The sequence below is a fragment of the Vibrio sp. 10N.247.311.13 genome, assembly GCF_041467595.1.
Taxonomy (GTDB): Bacteria; Pseudomonadota; Gammaproteobacteria; order Enterobacterales; family Vibrionaceae; genus Vibrio; species Vibrio crassostreae_C.
This window is the reverse complement of sequence record NZ_JBFSUX010000008.1, coordinates 17,544-31,827: the sequence shown is the minus strand read 5'-3', so window position 1 is coordinate 31,827 and position 14,284 is coordinate 17,544. Positions and strand designations below refer to the sequence as shown.

General features: G+C 44.2%; 16 protein-coding genes. 9 read left to right on the top strand and 7 right to left on the bottom strand.

Translation table 11 applies throughout. The features are described 5' to 3' along the window. Positions 1-52 precede the first annotated feature (52 nt). Together AB6E52_RS05300 and AB6E52_RS05295 are read left to right on the top strand one after the other, a co-directional pair. Positions 53-499, top strand: coding sequence for an HI0074 family nucleotidyltransferase substrate-binding subunit (locus AB6E52_RS05300; RefSeq protein WP_102320020.1), 447 nt, complete (start codon positions 53-55; stop codon positions 497-499). After that, positions 489-812, top strand: coding sequence for a nucleotidyltransferase family protein (locus tag AB6E52_RS05295; RefSeq protein WP_102320021.1), 324 nt, complete (start codon positions 489-491; stop codon positions 810-812). The genes AB6E52_RS05300 and AB6E52_RS05295 overlap by 11 nt, the downstream gene beginning before the upstream one ends. 15 nt (positions 813-827) lie before the next feature. Here the strand turns inward: AB6E52_RS05295 and AB6E52_RS05290 are convergent, their stop codons facing one another. Both AB6E52_RS05290 and AB6E52_RS05285 read right to left on the bottom strand, forming a co-directional pair. After that, complete coding sequence (locus AB6E52_RS05290; protein WP_017063158.1) at positions 828-1,016, bottom strand: hypothetical protein; 189 nt, start codon at positions 1,014-1,016, stop codon at positions 828-830. 108 nt (positions 1,017-1,124) lie between these two features. Then, a complete protein-coding gene (locus AB6E52_RS05285) occupies positions 1,125-1,610 on the bottom strand; it encodes a methylated-DNA--[protein]-cysteine S-methyltransferase (protein ID WP_102320022.1) in 486 nt (161 codons plus the stop codon). A 155-nt stretch (positions 1,611-1,765) separates the two neighbouring features. Between AB6E52_RS05285 and AB6E52_RS05280 the strand changes: the two genes are divergently transcribed. Then, positions 1,766-2,044 (top strand): type II toxin-antitoxin system RelE/ParE family toxin, encoded by a 279-nt coding sequence (locus AB6E52_RS05280; RefSeq protein WP_017067997.1) that lies wholly within the window; start codon positions 1,766-1,768, stop codon positions 2,042-2,044. Then, the gene (locus AB6E52_RS05275) at positions 2,044-2,340 is read left to right on the top strand and encodes a HigA family addiction module antitoxin (protein WP_017067998.1); all 297 of its coding nucleotides are present in this window, start codon (positions 2,044-2,046) and stop codon (positions 2,338-2,340) included. Before AB6E52_RS05280 ends, AB6E52_RS05275 begins: the two co-directional genes overlap by 1 nt. 62 nt (positions 2,341-2,402) lie before the next feature. Here AB6E52_RS05275 and AB6E52_RS05270 read toward each other — a convergent pair whose 3' ends face one another. Next, positions 2,403-3,752: an MATE family efflux transporter gene (locus tag AB6E52_RS05270; protein WP_102320023.1), complete on the bottom strand. Its 1,350-nt coding sequence runs from the start codon at positions 3,750-3,752 to the stop codon at positions 2,403-2,405. 218 nt (positions 3,753-3,970) lie between these two features. Between AB6E52_RS05270 and AB6E52_RS05265 the strand changes: the two genes are divergently transcribed. Continuing rightward, positions 3,971-4,261 (top strand): co-chaperone GroES, encoded by a 291-nt coding sequence (locus AB6E52_RS05265; protein WP_010433998.1) that lies wholly within the window; start codon positions 3,971-3,973, stop codon positions 4,259-4,261. Between the two features lie 206 nt (positions 4,262-4,467). Continuing rightward, positions 4,468-6,114 (top strand): chaperonin GroEL, encoded by a 1,647-nt coding sequence (groL, locus tag AB6E52_RS05260; protein ID WP_017061290.1) that lies wholly within the window; start codon positions 4,468-4,470, stop codon positions 6,112-6,114. Between the two features lie 152 nt (positions 6,115-6,266). Here the strand turns inward: groL and AB6E52_RS05255 are convergent, their stop codons facing one another. Continuing rightward, positions 6,267-8,687, bottom strand: coding sequence for an ATP-binding protein (locus AB6E52_RS05255; protein ID WP_102320024.1), 2,421 nt, complete (start codon positions 8,685-8,687; stop codon positions 6,267-6,269). 441 nt (positions 8,688-9,128) lie between these two features. Here AB6E52_RS05255 and AB6E52_RS05250 point away from each other — a divergent pair, with 441 nt between their 5' ends. Together AB6E52_RS05250 and AB6E52_RS05245 are read left to right on the top strand one after the other, a co-directional pair. Then, the gene (locus AB6E52_RS05250) at positions 9,129-9,686 is read left to right on the top strand and encodes a VC2662 family protein (protein ID WP_017061293.1); all 558 of its coding nucleotides are present in this window, start codon (positions 9,129-9,131) and stop codon (positions 9,684-9,686) included. Positions 9,687-9,878: 192 nt separating this feature from the next. After that, on the top strand, positions 9,879-11,357 hold the full coding sequence (locus tag AB6E52_RS05245; RefSeq protein WP_017063163.1) for a diguanylate cyclase: 1,479 nt from the start codon (positions 9,879-9,881) through the stop codon (positions 11,355-11,357). 86 nt (positions 11,358-11,443) lie between these two features. Here AB6E52_RS05245 and AB6E52_RS05240 read toward each other — a convergent pair whose 3' ends face one another. The 3 genes from AB6E52_RS05240 to epmB all read right to left on the bottom strand — a co-directional run bounded on the left by AB6E52_RS05240 (position 11,444) and on the right by epmB (position 13,619). Next, entirely contained in the window at positions 11,444-11,932 is a 489-nt protein-coding gene (locus tag AB6E52_RS05240; protein ID WP_004733333.1) for an MgtC/SapB family protein, read from the bottom strand. A 105-nt stretch (positions 11,933-12,037) separates the two neighbouring features. Beyond that, positions 12,038-12,583, bottom strand: coding sequence for a prepilin-type N-terminal cleavage/methylation domain-containing protein (locus tag AB6E52_RS05235; protein WP_102320025.1), 546 nt, complete (start codon positions 12,581-12,583; stop codon positions 12,038-12,040). A gap of 13 nt (positions 12,584-12,596) precedes the next feature. Further along, positions 12,597-13,619, bottom strand: a complete 1,023-nt coding sequence (epmB, locus tag AB6E52_RS05230; RefSeq protein ID WP_102320026.1) for an EF-P beta-lysylation protein EpmB — start codon at positions 13,617-13,619, stop codon at positions 12,597-12,599. A 33-nt stretch (positions 13,620-13,652) separates the two neighbouring features. Between epmB and efp the strand changes: the two genes are divergently transcribed. Continuing rightward, positions 13,653-14,219: an elongation factor P gene (gene efp / locus AB6E52_RS05225; protein ID WP_017061297.1), complete on the top strand. Its 567-nt coding sequence runs from the start codon at positions 13,653-13,655 to the stop codon at positions 14,217-14,219. Positions 14,220-14,284 lie beyond the last annotated feature (65 nt).

Below are 14,284 nucleotides of genomic sequence, written 5' to 3'. Positions count from 1 at the left end.
AGCTTAAGGCTCATACTATACTTATCTTTTACCTTATCTCTAGGCTGTTTATATGAACTCAAACCCAGACCGCTGGAAGCAACGACTGCAAAACTTAATGAAAGCGCAGCAAAGGCTTGAGAGAGCGTGCTCACAAGATAGCTACAATGAGTTAGAGCTCGCTGGGTTAGTACAAACTTTTGAATTTTCTTTCGAACTGACATGGAAGACCCTTAAAGACTTACTTGAGTTTGAAGGGTTTGATGTGGCTTCGCCGAGGAGCGTTTTTCGTACGGCCTTAGAAGCTAAGCACCTGTCTTCGGAGCAGTGTGAGATTATGCTTGAAGCACTCATAAAACGAAATTTATTGTCCTACACCTATGATGAGGAAAATGTCCTTGAAGCTCAGTCACTGATCTTAGAGTCATTTTCACCAGTGATAGGGCAAGTCACACTCTATTTAAAGCTTAAATGTGATCAAGAGGGTCAATGCGAACAAGAGGTTAAATGTGATCGATAGTTATTTGGGTAAACCAGACTCGGTCGGCCTTAAGCCTCATCAGTATCAGCTGATTGAGGATATTGTTTTGAACCATGTCTCAGTCATTCATGCCTGGGTATTCGGTTCTAGAGCCCTTGGAACTTATAAAGATAACTCCGACATCGATATTGTTATCGAGGGGCACGGTATTTCGTTAAGTGTCGTCGCAGGCTTGCAAGATCGTTTAGAACAGTCGTCGCTTCCGTTCAAGGTTGACTTGCTCGTTAAACATAGAATTACATCGAATGAGCTACTTGCCCATATTGACACTTATGGGATTAAACTAAAGTAACCGAACGTATTATTATCAGCGTAACGGTGATGTTGATTCTTGAACCGATTGTTTACGTTTTGCCAGTTTATCTCGAATCTGAGTACCTGAATTGACTCGGTCATGTTTTTTATCATCAATAGAAAACGATAATAGTTTCATTAGCGCTATAGCTCCATCTCTACGCTTTCGATCTTCATAAGATTCAATCGTATCAGTGGACATTACCATCACCTCTTTGTATGAAATTTTAAATATAGACTATATGTTGTCTGGTGATAATGGCGCTTCTTGATGGTGAAACTTTATATTATTGATCTAGCGAGGTAAGGCTTATTGCGTTCTATCTACAACCGAACGCTCAAAATCCAGTAACCACTCTTTGCGGTTCATGCCGCCGGTGTAGCCGGTTAATGTGCCATTTGCGCCGATGACTCGATGGCAAGGTACAACAATACTAAATGGGTTCTTGCCATTTGCACCACCCACAGCTCTTACTGCTTTTGGGTTGTCCATTCTCTTTGCTTGTTCACCGTAACTGATGGTTTCGCCATAAGGAATGGTTGTTAAAGCCTGCCAAGCTACTTTTTGAAACTCAGTGCCTTTTATCGCTCTTAATGGCAAATCGAATTCTATTCGTTGACCTGCGAAGTACTCATCTAACTGTTTCGCTGCCAGTTGGCAAAGGTCATCTGGATTGCTAGTCATTAGCTCTTCGTGATTTACATGGTCAATTTCAATAAGCGACACACCATTGCTCACAATGATCATCTTGCCAATTGGTGCGTCATAGAACATTTTGTAAGTGGTGTCTTCCATGTCATCTTCCTTCTTTTAGTCTTTTTCTGCTCTCAAGCTCTTCGAATCTCGTATCTGTTTTTGAGGCTCTTCGCATCCCGTTTACCCGAATCTCGCATCTGCTCTTAAGCTGCTTGAAATTTGATTCATGATGCGCAACACGCTACACTCTCTGTATGATTAAAACATTCAAGCATAAAGGTCTCAAAAAGTTTTTTGAGACTGGCAGTAAAGCCGGTATTCAAGCTAAGCATGAGCGTAAGCTTAGGATGCAGTTGGCAGCTATAGATACTGCAACCATTATTGATGATGTTGATCTACCTGGCTTTAAGCTTCACCCATTAAAAGGGGATAGAGATGGTATTTGGTCAATCACAGTAAATGGTAATTGGCGTATTACTTTCGAATTTATTGATGGTAATGCCTATATTTTAAATTATGAGGATTATCACTAATGAGTATGCACAACCCTCCTCACCCAGGTGAGTTTATTTATGACCTATATATGGAACCGTTTGGTTATAGCTGTCGTTTTGTTGCAAAGCAGCTTGATGTATCCCCTTCTACGCTGAATCGTGTTCTTAAAGGCCAAAGTGCAGTTTCTCCTGAAATGGCTTTACGTCTTTCTAAGTCACTGGGTAGAACCCCGGAGAGTTGGTTAACAATGCAGGATCACTATGATCTGTGGCAAGCAAAACAGAACGTTAATCTAGCGAAGGTAAATACGATCAACTTTGCTCTAGCGACATAAATATAACGAAGATGGACTAAGCGCTGCGTAGTCAGCGTTTGTCTTTCAGTTTTTGGTTTGTACTATCCCTCTTCGTATCCCGCATCTGCTTTAGCCCTCACACGAAGTGCAAAGCAATACCCTGAAATACCACCCATGATGTTCCCCAAGGCTAAACCAATAAACAACCCTTCGACACCATCAATTTGGCTGCCTATCCACGCAAAGGGCAAGGTAAACACAAACAAACGCATGAAGCTCCATTGAAAGGCTTTGAGTGGTTGATGCATGGCATTCATCCCACTGATCAGCATCATCACAATGCCTTGGAATCCATAGCTAAAGGGCACGACTAACAGGTAATGCCACAATATGCCTCGGACGGATTCTTCTTGAGAGAACAGGGCAGCCAAAGGAATGCTCAACGGCACCATCATTAAGAAAATCAAACCTTGGAACATCACAGCAAAACGCATACTCAGAAACAGTGCCTTAAAACTGCGTTGTGGGTTGTTTGCGCCAAAGTTCTGCGCCATGAAAGGCGTAAGCGCCGAAGTAAGAGACATCAACACAATGATAAGAATGGACTCGATACGTTGCGCTGCGCCATACGCCGCCACGGCTTCAGTCCCTTGTTTGGCCAGCATCATCATGATGATAGCGCCGGCAAGTGGGTTCAGAGCGTTAGACAAAGCCGCTGGGGTGCCTATTTTTAAGATCTGTCGCCAGTCACTGACGATGTTTGTCAGCTTAGGCGGCGCAAGCAGTTTTTCTCGCACCATCAATACGTAGAGTGAGCCACACAACGCACCAAACCAACTGAAACCACTGGCAATCGCAGCGCCTTGAATCCCCAGTTCAGGAAAAGGCCCATACCCGAAGATGAGTAGCGGATCTAAAACGCCATTGATAAGGCCAGCCAGAAGCATGATCTTGGCGGGTGTTTTCGTATCACCGGTCGCTCGAATCGCGCTGTTGCCTGCCATGGGGATGACCAACAATGGGATCGCGAGATACCACACCGACATGTATTCCGATATCAGCGGCAACAACTCTTGCTTTGCTCCTAGCAGGGTAAACATAGGTTCTAAGGCGATAATACCTAATGTAGACGCGCAGCCGACCAGAAGCAGAGCCAGCAATAAGCCATGACAGGTAAAGCGTGCTGCATTTTGTGCGCTGCCTTGGCCAAGCAATCGACCGATACATGTCGATAAGCCAATACCAATCCCCATGGTGATGCAGTTGATGGCAAAGGTGACTGGAAAGGTAAAACTCACCGCGGCTAAGGCTTGGGTGCCAAGCAATGAGATGAAGAAAGTATCGACGAGGTTAAACATCAAGATCGCCACCATACCGAATATGGTCGGTATGGTCATGGTACGCAATGTACTCTCAATTGGGGCAGTTAATAGCCCGTGCTTATCTTGCATGCAAAACGCCGATAGAAACCAAAAGCGTAGGATAAACAGATGCGGGATACGAGTAAACGAAAAGCAGGGAAAGATGAGGGGTGAGAATCTGCACTTTAGCTCACAATTTTTTCGTTCCCCCCTTGGGATCTTTCACATCGCCCCCAACATATTGTTTGACCCACGCTAATCGTGGCAACTATCAAAATTTAAATGGAAATTATCAGGAGATAAGACCGATGAATATCCGTCCTCTACATGACCGAGTTATCGTTGAGCGCCAAGAAGTTGAATCTAAATCTGCTGGTGGCATCGTTCTAACTGGTTCTGCCGCAGAAAAATCGACTCGCGGTATCATTCTAGCTGTCGGCAAAGGCCGCATTCTAGAAAACGGTTCAGTGCAACCGTTGGACGTAAAAGTTGGCGATACCGTTATCTTTGCTGAAGGTTACGGCACGAAAACTGAAAAAATCGACGGCAAAGAAGTTCTGATTATGTCTGAAAACGACATCATGGCGATCGTCGAGTAATCTATTTTTCATTTAACTCTCAGTAAAAGTTATCAGAGCCAGTATTGGATGATTCATATCGTCATTCCAGAAATGAGGAACGAATTATCTGGAATCTAAACAGAGTGCGATTTGAGTAGATTCTGAATCACGTTCGTCCCTCACCGTTCAGAATGACGCGATAACGCTGAGACGCCCCGAAACAAAGAATTTGAAAGGAAATTAAGATGGCTGCTAAAGACGTTAAATTTGGTAATGACGCACGTATTAAAATGCTAGAAGGTGTAAACGTTCTGGCTGACGCAGTAAAAGTAACGCTAGGTCCTAAAGGCCGTAACGTTGTTCTAGACAAATCATTTGGCGCACCAACGATCACTAAAGATGGTGTTTCAGTTGCACGTGAAATCGAACTTGAAGACAAGTTCCAAAACATGGGCGCGCAAATGGTTAAAGAAGTGGCTTCGCAAGCGAATGACGCGGCGGGCGACGGTACGACTACAGCAACAGTTCTTGCTCAAGCAATCATCACTGAAGGCTTAAAAGCCGTTGCTGCTGGCATGAATCCAATGGATCTTAAGCGCGGTATCGACAAAGCAGTTATCGCTGCAGTTGAAGAGCTAAAAGGCCTTTCTGTTCCATGTGCAGATACAAAAGCTATCGCGCAAGTAGGTACTATCTCTGCGAACTCTGATTCGACAGTAGGTAACATCATTGCTGAAGCGATGGAAAAAGTAGGTCGTGATGGCGTAATCACGGTTGAAGAAGGTCAGGCTCTACAAGACGAGCTAGACGTAGTTGAAGGTATGCAGTTCGACCGTGGTTACCTATCTCCTTACTTCATCAACAACCAAGAAGCGGGTTCTGTTGATCTAGAAAGCCCATTCATTCTTCTTATCGACAAGAAAGTTTCGAACATCCGTGAACTTCTTCCGACTCTAGAAGCAGTTGCTAAGGCATCTCGTCCACTTCTTATCATCGCTGAAGATGTAGAAGGCGAAGCGCTAGCAACACTTGTTGTGAACAACATGCGTGGCATCGTGAAAGTAGCGGCTGTTAAGGCGCCTGGTTTCGGTGACCGTCGTAAGTCTATGCTACAAGATATCGCTATCCTAACGGGCGGTACGGTTATCTCTGAAGAGATCGGCCTAGACCTAGAGAAAGTAACGCTAGAAGACCTAGGTCAAGCTAAGCGTGTAACTATCACTAAAGAAAACTCAACCATCATCGATGGCGCGGGCGAAGAAACAATGATCCAAGGTCGTGTTTCTCAAATCCGTCAACAAATCGAAGATGCAACGTCTGACTACGACAAAGAGAAACTTCAAGAGCGCGTAGCTAAGCTAGCTGGCGGTGTTGCAGTAATCAAAGTAGGCGCTGCAACTGAAGTTGAGATGAAAGAGAAGAAAGACCGCGTTGAAGATGCACTTCACGCAACTCGCGCTGCCGTTGAAGAGGGTGTGGTTGCTGGTGGTGGTGTTGCACTTATCCGCGCTGCATCTAAAGTTGCTGGCCTTGAAGGCGACAACGAAGAGCAAAACGTCGGTATCCGTGTTGCACTACGTGCAATGGAAGCGCCTATCCGTCAAATCACGAAGAACGCAGGTGATGAAGAATCTGTTGTTGCTAACAACGTTCGTGCTGGCGAAGGTAACTACGGTTACAACGCGGCGACTGGCGAATACGGCGACATGATTGCAATGGGTATCCTAGATCCAACTAAGGTAACTCGCTCTGCACTTCAGTTCGCAGCGTCAGTTGCTGGTCTTATGATCACAACAGAAGCGATGATCACTGATAAGCCACAAGATTCTGGCCCTGCAATGCCTGATATGGGTGGCATGGGCGGTATGGGTGGTATGGGTGGCATGATGTAATCATCCCCCTTTCTCTATAGCAGAGAAAGTCACACATAAGCTTTAGAAAACGGAGACTTCGGTCTCCGTTTTTTTGCTCTTAAGCCTTATTTATTCGCATCCCGTATCTGTATTTCAGCTTCACCATCACCCTTTTTTCCAAAGCTCCTTGGTCAGCCTGCCTTGTGCGTAAACTGTTGTTCATCAATTTTTTGCAGCATCATGTCACGCTTAAATGGTTTTGGAAGATAATCGTTCATTCCACACTCGAAGCAACGTTTAATATCATCATCGAGCACGGATGCCGTTAAAGCGAGGATATGTGTTGCCTGAAGTTGCAGGTTTTCTTCATAGCGCCTGATTCGCTCTGTTGCCTCAAAGCCATCTACATTCGGCATCATGCAGTCCATCAAGATAAGGCCGATGTCTTGATGATGCCCTTTATATAAATCAATCGCTTCTTGTCCATCATTGGCAACCCAATATTCAATCCCTAACTTATCTAAATTGATACATACCACCTTTTGGTTTACGCGGTTATCTTCAACTACGAGGACTTTTTGACGTACAGTCGCTTCTATCGGCTCAGGTTGATGTTGAGGGGGTTGTGGCTGTGACCTTTCAAGCACGGAGTTCAACATGCTACTTAAGCGGGAACCGAGCATAGGAAGAGTCACATAGCCTGAGATAAAATGACACTCACTCATAGGATCACTAAGATTATCTTTCACTATGATGATTTTCACCTCTGGTGCTAAGCGATGCAGTGTTTTGGCTTGGTTAATATCTTCCATCAAAGCGATCTCTGGGAGGTCAGTTGCCGCCAAGTTTGTTTCGATTGATTTTAGTTGTGGTGAGTAACCAAGGCGGAACAAGTCATCGAGTAAAAGTTTCGATGGCGCATCTGAATAATAGACAACGGTTTGTTTACGATTTTTATGTTCAGAATGATCTGATGGCACTACGGTTAATTGGAAATGAAAGCAACTGCCCACGTCCTTCTCTGACTCAACGTTTATCGAGCCTCCCATCATTTCCACCATACGTGACGAAATACTAAGCCCTAATCCGGTCCCCGCAATATTGGAGGTGATGTTGGTATCTTCTTGGCAAAACGCTTTGAAAATGTGCTCTTGTTGGTCTGCTGCGATACCAATACCCGTATCTCGAACAGAAAACTCGACCACACACTCTGTTTCCAATGATGGAAGCCGTTTAGCGGTGAATACGATAGAGCCTTGTTCTGTAAATTTGATCGCATTTGAGGCTAAATTCATCAACACTTGGCGAATTTTATTCTCATCAACATGAATGTACTCTGGGAGCTCGCCATCAATTTCAACTTCCAACTTAATCTGCTTTTGATAAGCTTTAGAAGAAATCAGAGTCACGCTATCAAACAGCAGCTCTCTTAAGTCTGTCGTATGTGGATTAATTTCCAGTTTACCCGATTCAATTTTGGACAGATCGAGAACATCGTTGATCAACATAAGTAAGGTTTGAGAAGAGGTATAGATAGTCCCAAGGCAGTCTTTCTGTTCTGCGGATAGTTTGGTTTCTGCAAGTATTTCTGACATACCAATCACGCCATTAAGCGGTGTCCGTATCTCATGAGACATATTGGCAAGAAAGGCACTTTTTGCGCGGTTTGCTTGTCGTGCTTTCTCTTGTGAAACAATCAATTGAGTTTCAAGTTGACTGGCACGCCACACAACATAAAGCAGCACCAGTAACGTCACCCCTCCTAATGCGGCTGTCGATAAGTAGCTGTACGACTTTATCTGCGTCAGGCTCTCTGCGATCTGCTTGGGTGTTTCGGTGAAAAGTAAGTTGAGCTCATCTTCAACATGATAAATACTGCTGGTGAGTTCTCCTTTGAGGCCGCTATCAGAGCTGTACCCGACACTCTTTAACCCTCGCTGCAATCGCCAAAAGTGGCGTTTAAAATTATTAAACGAAGCTAATGCACTGATCGTTCGGGAATTCTGTTCTATTTCATCTTGGATTTTGAACAATGAATCGACAATCTTATCTAATGTTGTCTGATCAAAATCGGTAAAGAACTGATACATGAGATCTTGTGTTTCTAAAGTCAATTCTTCAAGCTGCACATTATTGGATTCATGTACGAAGCGCTCAAGTGTCAACGCTGCATTTTTTAGTTTCTCAATGAGCCCAATTTGGTCCCTCTTGCCATGTATGCTGACTAACTCAAGGGCTAATAATGTAAAGGCGGTGTGGTATTCGTCGAGATACTCGACAACTTTGGCATAATTAAAAGAAATATTGAGGTCGCTTCGTACGATTTTCCCATCGATCTCAGCCAGCTTTTCGATCAGCTGACTTCGCTTTATATTGAGTTGTTCTTGAATCTCTGGTTGCCTTGTGGAAACAAACTGCTGCTCTTGTCGTCTGACAGAGAGCATAACGCTATAAGCTTCAGAAAGACTGAGCTGGAGATTAATCATGTCCTGCTCTTTGTTCTTCAGAGCATGGCTAACATAGATATAGAGGCCTAAAAATAACACGATAGCCAAAAAACCACGCGAAATAATCGCTTTAATGGTCTGTTTATTCGTAGGTTCCTTAATCATGCTATTCCCACTGTTTCATATCGTTCTATTCCTATATTAGAATTTAGTTTATTTTCAGAATTTTACGAACATTAGTTTTTGAATACCTGAGGTCTGTTGAGCTTTTATCAATAAATTTTTTAGGATGACATCGCTTTAGATGCGGCAATAAGTGTGTGGGCTATAAGCTTGTGAAACATGTTGATTTTCTCGCCTAGATTTTTGTTTGGAATAATAAGCGTTAGAGCGGAGGTTTCGGTCTCTGTTTTTTTTGCTTTTCGCATCTCGTTCACTCGAATCCCGCATCTGCTCTTAACCATTGCTCTTTATGATTTAGCGGCTTATATTCAACAGTACAGTTATTACATTGATTTAACATGGGTAGCTGTTGAATAAAGGACAATAAATGCTTGATTAAAAATGGATTAATCAAGTGAACAATAAGTCAGTGGAGACTCCCCAATGAAAAAACTACTTTCTGTACTTGCTGTGTCTGCAGCAGTAATGGCACCGGCGGCATTTGCCTCTTCGCCTGTTATGTTTTCAACGATCAATGGCTTCAACGCACCTGACTCAGATGCTGTTGGCGGTGTGCGCTTGGCTTTACTTCACGGACAAGTGAACGACCTTAAAGGTCTTGATCTTGCTGTTGTTGGTATGTCTGAGACGCAAACGACCACAGGTGTGAACCTGGGTATTTTGGGTGCATCAAAAGTGAACCAAGAAATGACCGGTGCATCTCTAGGTTTCTTCAACTGGAACACGGGTAAAACAACAGGTGTTAACCTTGGTGCTGTGAACATTACTAATGATGTGAAAGGCGCGAACGTGAGTTTCGTCAACTACTCAGAAGGTAACACTATGGTTGATGTTGGCGCTGCGAACCTTTCAGAAGTGTCTACGGTTCAGGTTGGTATCTTCAACAAAACCAACAAAATCGAAGGCGTACAAGTTGGTCTGATCAACTGTGCTGACAACGGTTTCTTCCCGTGCTTCCCGATTGTAAACTTTGCTAAGTAAGGCTTAGTGTTACTATAGTGATTCATAGCGCCTAAGTGCATCTGACTTAGGCGTTATTGCAACTCAACATTTTCTTATAGATATCCAAACGCCCCTCCAAAATAGATAAGCATATTGTTTTATATTTTCTATTGCAGTATTTTTACTTATGAGTACAATGTGCGATAAATCCCTAATGATGATTTATATGCTTTGATTAACCACCATACCGTCGATTTTAAAAAGGCTTTCTTAGGCCTGACCGCCAGTTTTTTAGTAGTTTTGAGCTTGTTGCTCGTTGATTCAGCGGAAGAATCAGATAAACAGTATGGAATGGAAAACCAAGGCGTAACACGCTCTTTAGCGGAGCTCACACAGATCATAAATGCGCTTGAGTACAACATCACTGCGCTTTATCCACTGCATGGGGATACCTACGTATTCTCGCATGACAAAAAGATCGAGGGTGAGACGTGTTACTTCACCAGTGAGGAGCAACATGCCCCTCGTTTTGATTTTATGTTCTCTGGCCCTCGCGAGATGTGCAACCCGGAATCGGACCTTTATACCGAAGCGGGCAAGCGCCTGTTCATCGCGCCGACCATGGCTTATTTTGCCAATACCATTGATACCATCTCTGCGATTTATTTCATTTCAAAAGAGAAATTCATTATCTCTTCGCCTTCTGATTTTGCCAGTTACATTAAGGGCGACACCTTTGATTCGGTTGTGAATAGCAGGCCTTATTGGGTGAACACGATTCGCTTTGGCTTAGCTCAAGGGCAAGACCAAGTGGTGTATACCGGCCAATATGATGACTACCTGACAGGTCAGAAAGTGGTGACCTTAACCAAAGGAATCTACGTTAATGGTGAGTTTAAAGGGGTGTTGGGTGTCGATGGTTATGTCTCGAACCTAGTATCGAACCCTACCCATGGCTATAAAGTCACCAGTACTCGAGGCGCAAACAAATACGGGTTTATGGATTTTACGTATTCCAAGCCTCTGTATGTTGATGACATTAACACCCAGCTATATCTGAGTATTGAAGAAGATAAGAGCGAGCACTTTCTGCATGTATTGGAGATGGAGAAGATTCAGCTTTCGATACTGTTGGTTTTGTATCTGCTCTCGGTTTTATGGCTATGGCGCTTCTATACAAGACAAGAGCACCAGCGTTTAAATGAGCTAGCAATGCGCGACCCATTAACGGGCTTGCTGAATCGACGTGGTTTTGAGGCTCGATTACTGGCGCAAGATGAAGAGCCGATTATTGGTGTTGGCGTGTTTGATATCGATGATTTCAAAGTCGTTAATGATCAGCATGGCCATAAAGTGGGGGACGAGGTGATTTGCCATGTTGCTCGGTTGATGCTGAACAGCGTTAGACAGCAAGATATCGTGGCTCGATTTGGTGGCGAAGAGTTTGTTGTCGCGATTACGGGTGAATCGTCTGAGTTGCTTTCATCGATCTTTGAGCGAATTCAAAACGACATTAGCCTACAGAGTTATCGATGCCCTACGGGTGACAAGATTAGTATCTCAGTGTCTGGTGGCGCGACGCTTTACTCTTTGTATAAGTTCGACAGCGTAGGGCACTTGTGGGAAAACCAGAGTATTCGTTCGTCTGATGAGCAGCTCTATAAGGCAAAGGCTGCGGGTAAGAATCAGGTGTGCATTCAGGTGTATTAAGTTCTCCCAAAATAATGCGAAGCCTAGTCGTTTGACTAGGCTTCTTTGTATCATTGGCATTACCACTAAGGCTATCAAGTGCTGCGCTATTTCTTCACGCGACCTTTTCGCATCCACTTTTGGTGAACGCCACGACGTAAGCTTTGGAAGCTGTTTTCCACTTTATCGACACCAAGCAGAATCACTAGCGCCATTAGCGTGATAATGACCGATTGGGAAAGATGCCCTAGTGCGATCATCATACCTAATGCTGCGAGTACCCAGATAATTGCGGCTGAAGTCACGCCATGAATCTTGCCATCCAGTGTCATCATTACACCAGCCCCAAGAAATCCAACACCCGTAATTATCTGACCAAGCACACGAGCTTGATCGAGTGTGTTGGGGGATAGGCTGATCGCCATGGTGAGGAAGAAATAGGTACCACTGATGATCAGAATCGACGTTCGGATTCCGACGGGTTTACCGCGTGTTTGCCTTTCGATTCCGATTAAAGAACCACACAGCATGCATGCAGCGAGGCCTGCCCAGCTAAAGGGGGCAAGGTTGAGAGTTTGTTCTATAAATTGTGACATATCACCCCTCCTAAAAATTTAGAATAGAGCCGAGTATGCTAATAATAGACCGGACGATCGAACAAAAACTTTTTGTCTTAACGATTGATAAAGATTACTTAAAACCTAGCAGCCGCTTGTTGTTAAGGTGAAGGCTGGTGTCGTGGTCTCTGTCGCTTCTTGGTACTCAAGGTAGCAGTTATCAGCCTGTTTTTTTCGGCTAGAAGGCGCATAAAGAATAATGCCATCATTCGCATCTGTGTTGGTAAAGAACCAGTCAGCTCGACCCGTATCCCAAACAGCATCTAGAAAGGTTGATTCGATGAGCTGTGACCAAGTTTGATCGTTCATCGCTGCAGGATAACCATAGACCACTGAGATATTGTCACCCTCAACATTAATCGATGCGCTAGCTGCTTTATCTAAGCCCAATGCTGATGTCTTACCATAAAGCATAGCACTTGCGCCCTCCATTCCGCCTTTAAGGCCGTTTAATGTCGAGATACGAGCATCGGTTTGAAGGTTGAGGAACTTAGAAGCTGCAGTGACCGACACAATACCTAGAATCACGATCACCACGACCAGCTCGATGATGGTGAAACCTCTTGAGCTGAACCTAAGCGCTGGTTGAGATATGGTTGCTGGTGGAGCAACTGAGGTATTGTGTTTCATTGATACAACTTCTCTATTCAATGTGTAGGTCGAGCGGTGTCTTGCTGCTGCGCCCGCCAATCTCACGGGTTAACTTCGGAACTAGGTAGCCTGAAACCTCAGAGATTAATCCTTTAAAGTGATGTTTCGCTTCTTCATCTGAAATATAGAAATGAGCGGCGCCCTGAACCTTATCAAGTACATGCATATAGTAAGGTAAAACACCGGCGTCGAATAGCTTTTCGCTTAATTCTTTCAATGAGTTAGCGCTGTTGTTTACGCCTTTAAGCATCACGCCTTGGTTGAGCAGAGTAGCACCACTTAACTTAAGCTTGTGGAAGGCTTGTTTGAGCTCTAAGTTGATTTCGTTAGCATGGTTAATGTGGCTGACCATCACTACATTAAGGCGAGTGTTAGTCAATGTTTGGCAGAGTTCGTCAGTCACTCGAGCAGGGATCACAACCGGTAATCGGCTATGAATTCGAACGGTTTTTACATGCGGAATTCGTTCGATGGCATTGATCAGCCATTCTAGTTCACTGTCCTTTGCCATCAACGGGTCGCCACCGGATAAGATAACTTCGTTTATCTCGGGATGTTGGGCTACATAGTCGAGGCTGGTTTGCCAAACAGACTTCGAGCCCTTGTTATCTTGATAAGGGAAGTGACGGCGGAAGCAGTAACGGCAGTTAATCGCACAACCGCCTTTCACAATCATCAGTGCACGGTTCTTGTATTTGTGCAGTAGCCCAGGAATTGCATTTTCTTGTTCTTCCAAAGGATCGGCGGAATAGCCTTGGTGTACCTCAAACTCTTCGCTTAGCGGTAAAATTTGTCGTAGCAATGGATCGTGTGGGTTGCCTTTTTCCATTCGTTCGACAAAGCTAAGAGGTACCCGAAGTGCAAATAACTCACGAGCAGCGAAGCCTGCTTGCCATGGTGTTGGGTCTATTTCCAATGCCTCAAGCAGTTTTGTCGGGTCAGAGATCGCATTCGATAGTTGTTTGAGCCAGTTTTGCTCAACAGATTCGACTTTTCGGGTTATGATATGCGGCATTGAAATTAACTCAAAGATGTGGAAGAGAAAATCATGGCGTCAGTAAGCACCAATGAATTCAAAGGCGGTTTAAAATTCATGATGGATAACGAGCCTTGCTCAATTATCGACAATGAATACGTTAAGCCAGGTAAAGGCCAAGCGTTTAACCGTGTTAAACTTCGTAAACTGCTGTCAGGCAAAGTGTTAGAGAAAACATTTAAGTCAGGCGATACAGTAGAACTAGCGGACGTTGTAGACGTTGAACTAGGCTACCTATACAGCGATGGCGAATTCTACCACTTCATGAACAACGAAACATTCGAGCAAATCGCTGCTGATGCAAAAGCAGTAGGCGAGACTTCTAAATGGTTAGTTGAAAACGACGTATGTACTCTAACGTTGTGGAATGATAACCCTATCACAGTAACTCCACCAAACTTTGTTGAGATCGCAGTAACAGAAACCGATCCTGGCCTTAAAGGCGACACACAAGGTACTGGCGGTAAGCCTGCAACTCTAGCAACTGGCGCGGTAGTTCGCGTACCTCTATTCATCGCAATCGGTGAAGTTGTTAAAGTTGATACTCGTACTGGCGAATACGTTGGTCGTGTGAAGTAATTTGATTGTGTCCATCTTGTTTAGGATGGCTCAGTGAAATAGAAAAGGTCGCTCATGAGCGGCCT

Coding starts and splice junctions, on each gene's coding strand:
- AB6E52_RS05300 (WP_102320020.1), top strand. CDS start 53: ATGAACTCAAACCCAGACCGCTGGAAGCAACGACTGCAAAACTTAATG.
- AB6E52_RS05290 (WP_017063158.1), bottom strand. CDS start 1,016: ATGTCCACTGATACGATTGAATCTTATGAAGATCGAAAGCGTAGAGAT.
- AB6E52_RS05285 (WP_102320022.1), bottom strand. CDS start 1,610: ATGGAAGACACCACTTACAAAATGTTCTATGACGCACCAATTGGCAAG.
- AB6E52_RS05280 (WP_017067997.1), top strand. CDS start 1,766: ATGATTAAAACATTCAAGCATAAAGGTCTCAAAAAGTTTTTTGAGACT.
- AB6E52_RS05275 (WP_017067998.1), top strand. CDS start 2,044: ATGAGTATGCACAACCCTCCTCACCCAGGTGAGTTTATTTATGACCTA.
- AB6E52_RS05270 (WP_102320023.1), bottom strand. CDS start 3,752: ATGCAAGATAAGCACGGGCTATTAACTGCCCCAATTGAGAGTACATTG.
- AB6E52_RS05265 (WP_010433998.1), top strand. CDS start 3,971: ATGAATATCCGTCCTCTACATGACCGAGTTATCGTTGAGCGCCAAGAA.
- groL (WP_017061290.1), top strand. CDS start 4,468: ATGGCTGCTAAAGACGTTAAATTTGGTAATGACGCACGTATTAAAATG.
- AB6E52_RS05255 (WP_102320024.1), bottom strand. CDS start 8,687: ATGATTAAGGAACCTACGAATAAACAGACCATTAAAGCGATTATTTCG.
- AB6E52_RS05250 (WP_017061293.1), top strand. CDS start 9,129: ATGAAAAAACTACTTTCTGTACTTGCTGTGTCTGCAGCAGTAATGGCA.
- AB6E52_RS05240 (WP_004733333.1), bottom strand. CDS start 11,932: ATGTCACAATTTATAGAACAAACTCTCAACCTTGCCCCCTTTAGCTGG.
- AB6E52_RS05235 (WP_102320025.1), bottom strand. CDS start 12,583: ATGAAACACAATACCTCAGTTGCTCCACCAGCAACCATATCTCAACCA.
- epmB (WP_102320026.1), bottom strand. CDS start 13,619: ATGCCGCATATCATAACCCGAAAAGTCGAATCTGTTGAGCAAAACTGG.
- efp (WP_017061297.1), top strand. CDS start 13,653: ATGGCGTCAGTAAGCACCAATGAATTCAAAGGCGGTTTAAAATTCATG.